The sequence below is a fragment of the Marinobacter sp. genome, assembly GCF_035268745.1.
Lineage (GTDB): Bacteria > Pseudomonadota > Gammaproteobacteria > Pseudomonadales > Oleiphilaceae > Marinobacter.
On record NZ_DATFKH010000009.1, the window covers coordinates 1 to 6122 of the forward strand.

At 60.1% G+C, this 6122-nt stretch carries 7 protein-coding genes; 4 read left to right on the forward strand and 3 right to left on the reverse strand.

Annotated features, from left to right (window positions below):
* A partial coding sequence (locus VJ956_RS00680; protein WP_324080554.1) for a hypothetical protein occupies positions 1-284 on the reverse strand: 284 nt, incomplete at its 3' end.
* A gap of 129 nt (positions 285-413) precedes the next feature.
* Here VJ956_RS00680 and VJ956_RS00685 point away from each other — a divergent pair.
* Both VJ956_RS00685 and VJ956_RS00690 read left to right on the forward strand, forming a co-directional pair.
* The gene (locus tag VJ956_RS00685; protein ID WP_324080555.1) at positions 414-1325 is read left to right on the forward strand and encodes a c-type cytochrome domain-containing protein; all 912 of its coding nucleotides are present in this window, start codon (positions 414-416) and stop codon (positions 1323-1325) included.
* A gap of 53 nt (positions 1326-1378) precedes the next feature.
* Positions 1379-2845 (forward strand): NAD(P)/FAD-dependent oxidoreductase, encoded by a 1467-nt coding sequence (locus VJ956_RS00690; protein WP_324080558.1) that lies wholly within the window; start codon positions 1379-1381, stop codon positions 2843-2845.
* A 70-nt stretch (positions 2846-2915) separates the two neighbouring features.
* Here VJ956_RS00690 and mltF read toward each other — a convergent pair whose 3' ends face one another.
* Entirely contained in the window at positions 2916-4313 is a 1398-nt protein-coding gene (mltF, locus tag VJ956_RS00695; RefSeq protein WP_324080560.1) for a membrane-bound lytic murein transglycosylase MltF, read from the reverse strand.
* Between the two features lie 145 nt (positions 4314-4458).
* Between mltF and VJ956_RS00700 the strand changes: the two genes are divergently transcribed.
* Positions 4459-4914: a DUF302 domain-containing protein gene (locus VJ956_RS00700; protein ID WP_324080562.1), complete on the forward strand. Its 456-nt coding sequence runs from the start codon at positions 4459-4461 to the stop codon at positions 4912-4914.
* A 43-nt stretch (positions 4915-4957) separates the two neighbouring features.
* On the opposite strand, the gene VJ956_RS00705 is transcribed toward VJ956_RS00700, so the two are convergent.
* A complete protein-coding gene (locus tag VJ956_RS00705) occupies positions 4958-5782 on the reverse strand; it encodes a TlpA disulfide reductase family protein (protein WP_324080564.1) in 825 nt (274 codons plus the stop codon).
* Between the two features lie 127 nt (positions 5783-5909).
* Between VJ956_RS00705 and VJ956_RS00710 the strand changes: the two genes are divergently transcribed.
* Positions 5910-6122, forward strand: a 213-nt coding sequence (locus VJ956_RS00710; RefSeq protein ID WP_324080566.1) for a 6-pyruvoyl trahydropterin synthase family protein, incomplete at its 3' end; no start/stop codon positions are given.

Here is a 6122-nt window from a genome sequence, read left to right on the forward strand (position 1 = left end):
GGGAGCTCGCGCCCACCAGAGGTGGTCAGGACGATGTTGTGCACGTAAAAGCGGAAATCCTCCAGACTCGCGTTGGTGCCTGCAGTGCCCAGGCCTGTCAGGGGTGTATCGCAGCTGATTGTGTCGTTGGAGGCATTGACAACGGCCGCGAAGGGGATTGTCACGTTGGCGTCAGTGACAGGGTTGTTCTGTTCTGTCATATCGGTCGATGAGCTGCCACCACAGGCAGCCAGAAACAGACAAAGCCCCAACGGGGTTAAACTTCTGGGAACATTTGTTAACATGGTATGGCTCCTTCGGTCTGAATTATGATGGTAGATATCACCACAGTGCCGGAAGCCGGACAACGGAATGCGACATTATGTCGCATATGTCGACACTCTTATTGCCTGCCACCTGCCCTGGAGCCGCCCATGTCGCTATCCCGAGTTGCCGCCCTGGTCCTTTTCAGTCTGTTCAGCCTCAATGCCGGGGCCCAGATCACCTATCAGGATCTCAAGCCACTGTTCCAGGACCACTGCTTAATGTGCCACAGCGGCCCGGGTGCGCCCCTGGGACTCAGCCTGGACAGCTATCAGGGTTTGATGGACGGTAGCAGCCGCGGCGCAGTGGTAAAATCCGGCCAGCCGGGGGAGAGTGAACTGCTGCATCGCCTGCGCGGCGAAAGCCAGCCACGGATGCCGCTGACCGGACCACCCTGGGTGCCGGAGGAAGACATTGCCCGGGTGGCACGCTGGATCGAGGCAGGCGCGCCAGAGGGGAACTCTACCGGTGCGGCGGCCGCAGAGCCGGCGCCGGCCGGGCTGGCGCCGCTGGCCGAGCGCAGCGGCGAGAGCTTTGAACACGTGGCACCCATTCTGCTGCAGCGTTGTGCCAAGTGCCACAGCGACAACGGCATCATGGGGCGCCCACCCGAGGGGCTGCGGCTGTCGAGTTGGGAGCAGGTGGTGGGAACTGGCGAACGCGCGGCAGTAGTGCCGGGGGTGCCCCGGGCGAGCGAGCTGTGGCGCCGGGTGACCGGGATTGCCCGTCCGCGCATGCCCTTTGACGGCCCTCCCTATCTGGACGATGCCCAGATCGCTCTGCTGGAGCGCTGGATCGCCGCCGGCGCCCCGGGCCCGGACGGTCGCAAGGCGCCCATGCCCACCGGCGCCGAGGTGCGTCTGCATGGCCGCCTTACCGGGCGCTGGAGCCTTGACGGCTTGCCCCTGGACGTTTCCGGGGCACGCATCCGCAAGAACCCCCGGGTGGGTGACTACGTGGAGGTGCGCGGTCATGTGGGTCGTGACGGCTCCATCCGGGTGGAGCGCCTGCGGCCGCGATAGCCGGTAGCGCACCACCGGCTCCGGCAAAGCGGGGCAAAGGAGCAGGGGCGGTCATGAGTGAGCAGCATGCAGACATTCTGATTATCGGCGCCGGCGTGTCCGGCATTGGCATGGCATGCCACCTCAGACGGGAATGCCCGGGCAAAAGTTTCACCATTCTTGAGCGTCGTGATTCTCTTGGCGGCACCTGGGACCTGTTTCGCTACCCCGGCATCCGCTCGGATTCCGATATGTATACCTTCGGCTACAACTTCCGCCCCTGGACCGGCGGCAAAGTGCTGGCGGACGGGCCTTCCATCAAACGTTATCTGGCGGATACCGCGGAAGAGTATGACGTCAGTTCACGCATCCGCTACGGTCTGGCGGTAAAGCGGGCGGAATGGTCTGGCGAGAACGCCTGCTGGACGGTGACTGCCGAGCGCGAAGCAACGGCTGAGGAGCTTACGTTCACGGCTGATTTCCTGATCGGCTGCACCGGTTATTACAACTATGACGCGGGGTACAAGCCGGACTTTCCGGATGAAGACGCATTCAGGGGGCTGATCATCCATCCCCAGCACTGGCCGGAAAACCTGGACTACAGCGGCAAGCGGGTGGTGGTTATCGGCAGCGGCGCCACCGCGGTCACGCTGGTGCCCGCTCTTGCCGAGAAGGCGGGCCATGTCACCATGCTTCAGCGCTCTCCCACCTATATGATGCCGTTGCCCTCGGACGACCGCATTGCCCGCTTGCTGCAACGTATCCTGCCCTCGGACCTGGCCTATCGCCTGATTCGTGCCCGCAACATTAGCATTGCCCGGTTACTGTTCAGGCTTTCCCGCAAGCGGCCGCGGATGATTCGCCGGTGGATACTGGGCAGGGTCCGTAAACAGCTGGACGAAAAGGCGGACATGCGCCATTTCTCGCCCGGTTATGACCCCTGGGATCAGCGCCTGTGTGTGGTGAAGGATGGCGACCTGTTCACGGCCATTCGGCAAGGGTCGGTATCCATGGCGACGGACCATATCGAGCGGTTTACGGAAACCGGTATCCGGCTCAGATCCGGCGCGGAACTCACAGCCGATATTATTGTTCCGGCCACCGGTCTTGATATCCAGATGCTCGGCGGTGCCGAACTGATTGTGGACGGCGAACCGGTGGTGATGCGCGACAAGGTCATTTACAAGAATGTGATGGTAGAGGGAGTTCCCAACGCTGGCATGGTATTCGGCTATACCAATCTTTCCTGGACCTTGAAAGTCGATATTGCCGCCGGGTATCTGTGTCGGGTGTTGAATTATATGGATGCCCATGACCTGCAGGTATGTGTGGCAGAGAACGCCGACGCCCGGCGCGCGGATGATACGGTGATGGGTGGGCTGGATTCCGGTTATATCCGCCGTGCGGATGACCGGTTACCCCGGCAGGGCCTGGATGACCCCTGGCGGGTCAGCCAGAATTACAGCGCTGACGTGAAAGCGCTCCGGTATGGTCCGGTTGACGACGGCCAGCTCCGCTTTGTTTCCCGTTCCCGGCGCTGATTTCCGGGTCGGGTCAGTCCTGGCCCGGATATTTCATGACATCGCTCTGCCAGGGACCGTAATGGCTGAATCATTCAAAGGATCCCTTAATCACGTCACGATAGTTCCGGATGCGCTGAACATAATGGACTGGCTCGTAGCCCCGGGCATAGCCGTAACGGGTGCTCGGGTAATAGCGTTTGTCGGCTTTGAGGGGAAGGACTTCCGACATATCTTCCCAGGAATCCGGGTTTTTACCCAGCTCCCTTGCCAGTTGCCTGGCATCCAGCAGGTGCCCCCGGCCAATGTTATAGCTGGCCAGTGCAAGGAAGGTGCGGTCCGGCTCGGGGATGGTTTCCGGCAGGCGGCGGTGGCGGTCGGCCAGGTATCTTGCACCACCATCAATGGCGGCATCCGGGTCCAGCCGGTCGGTGACGCCCAGGGATTCGGCGGTGTTCCGGGTCAGCATCATGATGCCGCGCACACCGGTGGGTGACACGGCGGCCGGGTCCCAGTGGGATTCCTGATAGGAAAGCGCTGCAAGCAGATCTGCAGGCATTCCGGTTTGCTTTTCGGCTTTGACAAATTCATCCTTGAAGTCCGGCAGCCGGTTCTCAATGCGCCGGTTCAGGGCCCTGAGGTCGACAAAATCGAACTCGCCGATGTAGCTGTAATAGCGGGTTTCCATATCGCCGATGGCCTGGTCGCCAGCAGGGCTGTTCATCCATTCATGGGCGGTATCGGCAATATCCGCGAAGGTGTTCGGTGAATACCAGCCCAGGTTCTTGCCGGAAGTCAGATTCATGGCCACTTCCAGGTGCGGGAAGTGGCGACGCATGACCTGCACGATGTTGGAATCCGCTACGGTGCAGTCAAGTTCCTGCTCGGCCACTTCCGACAGTAACAACTCGGTAGTCAGGTCATCGTCCTCGGAAAAGGTGATACCCTCGTGCTGGCCGGCAAGTTTGTTCAGGGTTTCAACATAACTGGATTTGGCCGTTACGCGGATCTCGACGCCTGCCAGGTTTTCAGGCAGGCGTGGCATGGGCCTGTGCTCCCGGTGACATACCAGTTGTTCGGTGATCTCGGTGTGGGCAGGGCCGCGGGTAAACTGTTCGGTGCGGGAGGGCAGGTGGGTCAGCCCGGCTGCGGCGAGATGGGTGTCGCCGGATTCCAGGGCTTCCAGCACTTCGGCTGTGGATTCGTACATGGTCCATTCGACCGTCCAGCCTTTGCTTTCCGCGAACTGGCTGACCAGGCTGTGCTCGGGCCCGATAGCATTCTCGTGCCGGTCCAGGTAATAGGTGGTAGAGCCGTTGCGGGTCGCAACCTGAAGAACGCCACTCTGTTCCGGGCCGGCGATTTCAGCACTGGTTTGCCCGGATGACTGCTGGCTGGCCTGTCCGGATGAAGGCTGGCCACAACCCGAGAGAAGCAGCGCAGCGGGAAACAGGGTCGCGAAAATTCGCGGTTTCGTTATGCGAGCCATAATTGACCTTTTTATAGGAATTCGGAGGGCATAATAGCCAGATTACGAGTCTGTCATGAATCTGTATCAGTTTCATTATTACCTGGCGGGCAGATGCCATGGATCTGACCTATCATGAGGGTTCGGTTACGGCAAGGAGTCTGAAATGAGAGCATTGATAAAATCACTGGTCATGCTGGTGTGCATCGTCTTACCGGTCACCGGCTTTGCAGCCGACGGTATGATCACCCTCAAGAGCAATCACAGCGTGTCTGCGACCGCCGACAGGCTGGAAACCCTGCTGAAAAAGAAGGGCATGACGGTTTTTACCCGGGTTAGCCACAGCGCCGGAGCAGCCGGTGTGGGTCTTCAGCTCAGGCCCACAGAGCTGGTGATCTTTGGCAATCCGAAGGTGGGCACGCCGTTGATGCAGTGTGTGCAGAGTGTGGCTATTGACCTGCCCCAGAAGGCGCTGATCTGGGAAGATGAGTCGGGTCAGGTCTGGCTTGGCTACAACGATCCTGCGTATCTGCAGCAGCGGCATGACATAGAAGGCTGTGATGCGGCGCTTGAGAAGGTTTCCGGTGCCCTGGAAAACTTCGCAATTGCGGCTACGGAATGAGCCCTGTCCTCGATAGCGGGCGCCGGGCTTGCACTTTCGCTGGTTATGGTGAGGGCGGGCTGGCGTCAAAGCGTTCAAGGCCCCGGGCAAGGCTGGCTCTGGACAATTCACCGATGTGGCTGTCCACCAGTTTGCCCCGGGCATTATAGAACAGGGTGGTTGGCAGGCCCTGGCTGCCGACGGCGCGGGCAAATCCGCCCCCGCGGTCACTGAGCACATGTTCCAGTTTCAGGCCCTGCCTGCTGAGAAACCGGTTGATGGTTTCGGGATGCTCACCCTGGTTGGCAAAGACAAAGGTGATTCCCGGGTAGCGTGCCTGGGCCTCCTCCAGTACCGGCATTTCGCGAATGCATGGAGGGCACCAGGTGGCCCAGAGGTTTACCACAGCAGGCTGCCCCGGGGCCAGTGAGTCCAGGCTGACCGGTTGCCCGTTCAGGTCGGTTAACACGACGTCAGGTATCCCCCGGGTCTGGGCCTCGATCAGGGTGATCACGCCGGTGGTAAATCCCCAGGTCATCAGGCCTGCGGCCACAGCAATTCCCAGGGGCCGGCGGATGTTGGTATGGCGCCAGAGCTGGTAGCCGGTGAACAGTAACGCCACCACCAGACCAGACACCACGTCAAAGCCACCATCGCGAATGTCGATAATGCCCAGCCAGTCGTCCCGGTAGTACTCAAAATAACGGACCACAAAGCCGATGCGGGCGGCCACCATGGTGGCCAGGAAAATATCCGCCAGGGCACCGGATATCGGGAGGTTTCGCTTGCGTCCCGCTATTGCGCCGGCAGTCAGGGCGACAATAAACGCCAGAATCAGCAACAGGTGTCCTATGGAAAGGCTGACGGGGCCTACGCCGACGCTGAGCATGGCTTCTCCGGTTATCGGGTGGATTTATTGATAGTACTAAGCTGAAAGAAAGTAGGCGGACGTGTCCGCCTACTTTGCTGCTCACGAGGACTGATTTTTCAACTCCACTTCAAGCAAGGACACCGGTATGTTTTCACTGACGGTCAGAGATCACATGATGATTGCCCACAGTTTCAACGGGGATATTTTTGGCCCTGCGCAAAAGCTTCACGGTGCAACCTACGTGGTCGACGTAAGCTTCGAGCGCAAAACCCTGGATGAAGATGATCTGATTGTCGATATCGGCCTGGCATCGGAAGTGCTCTCAGCGGTGCTGGCCGAGTTCAATATGCAGAACCTG

Coding starts and splice junctions, on each gene's coding strand:
- mltF (WP_324080560.1), bottom strand. CDS start 4,313: ATGGCTCGCATAACGAAACCGCGAATTTTCGCGACCCTGTTTCCCGCT.
- VJ956_RS00705 (WP_324080564.1), bottom strand. CDS start 5,782: ATGCTCAGCGTCGGCGTAGGCCCCGTCAGCCTTTCCATAGGACACCTG.
- VJ956_RS00685 (WP_324080555.1), top strand. CDS start 414: ATGTCGCTATCCCGAGTTGCCGCCCTGGTCCTTTTCAGTCTGTTCAGC.
- VJ956_RS00700 (WP_324080562.1), top strand. CDS start 4,459: ATGAGAGCATTGATAAAATCACTGGTCATGCTGGTGTGCATCGTCTTA.
- VJ956_RS00690 (WP_324080558.1), top strand. CDS start 1,379: ATGAGTGAGCAGCATGCAGACATTCTGATTATCGGCGCCGGCGTGTCC.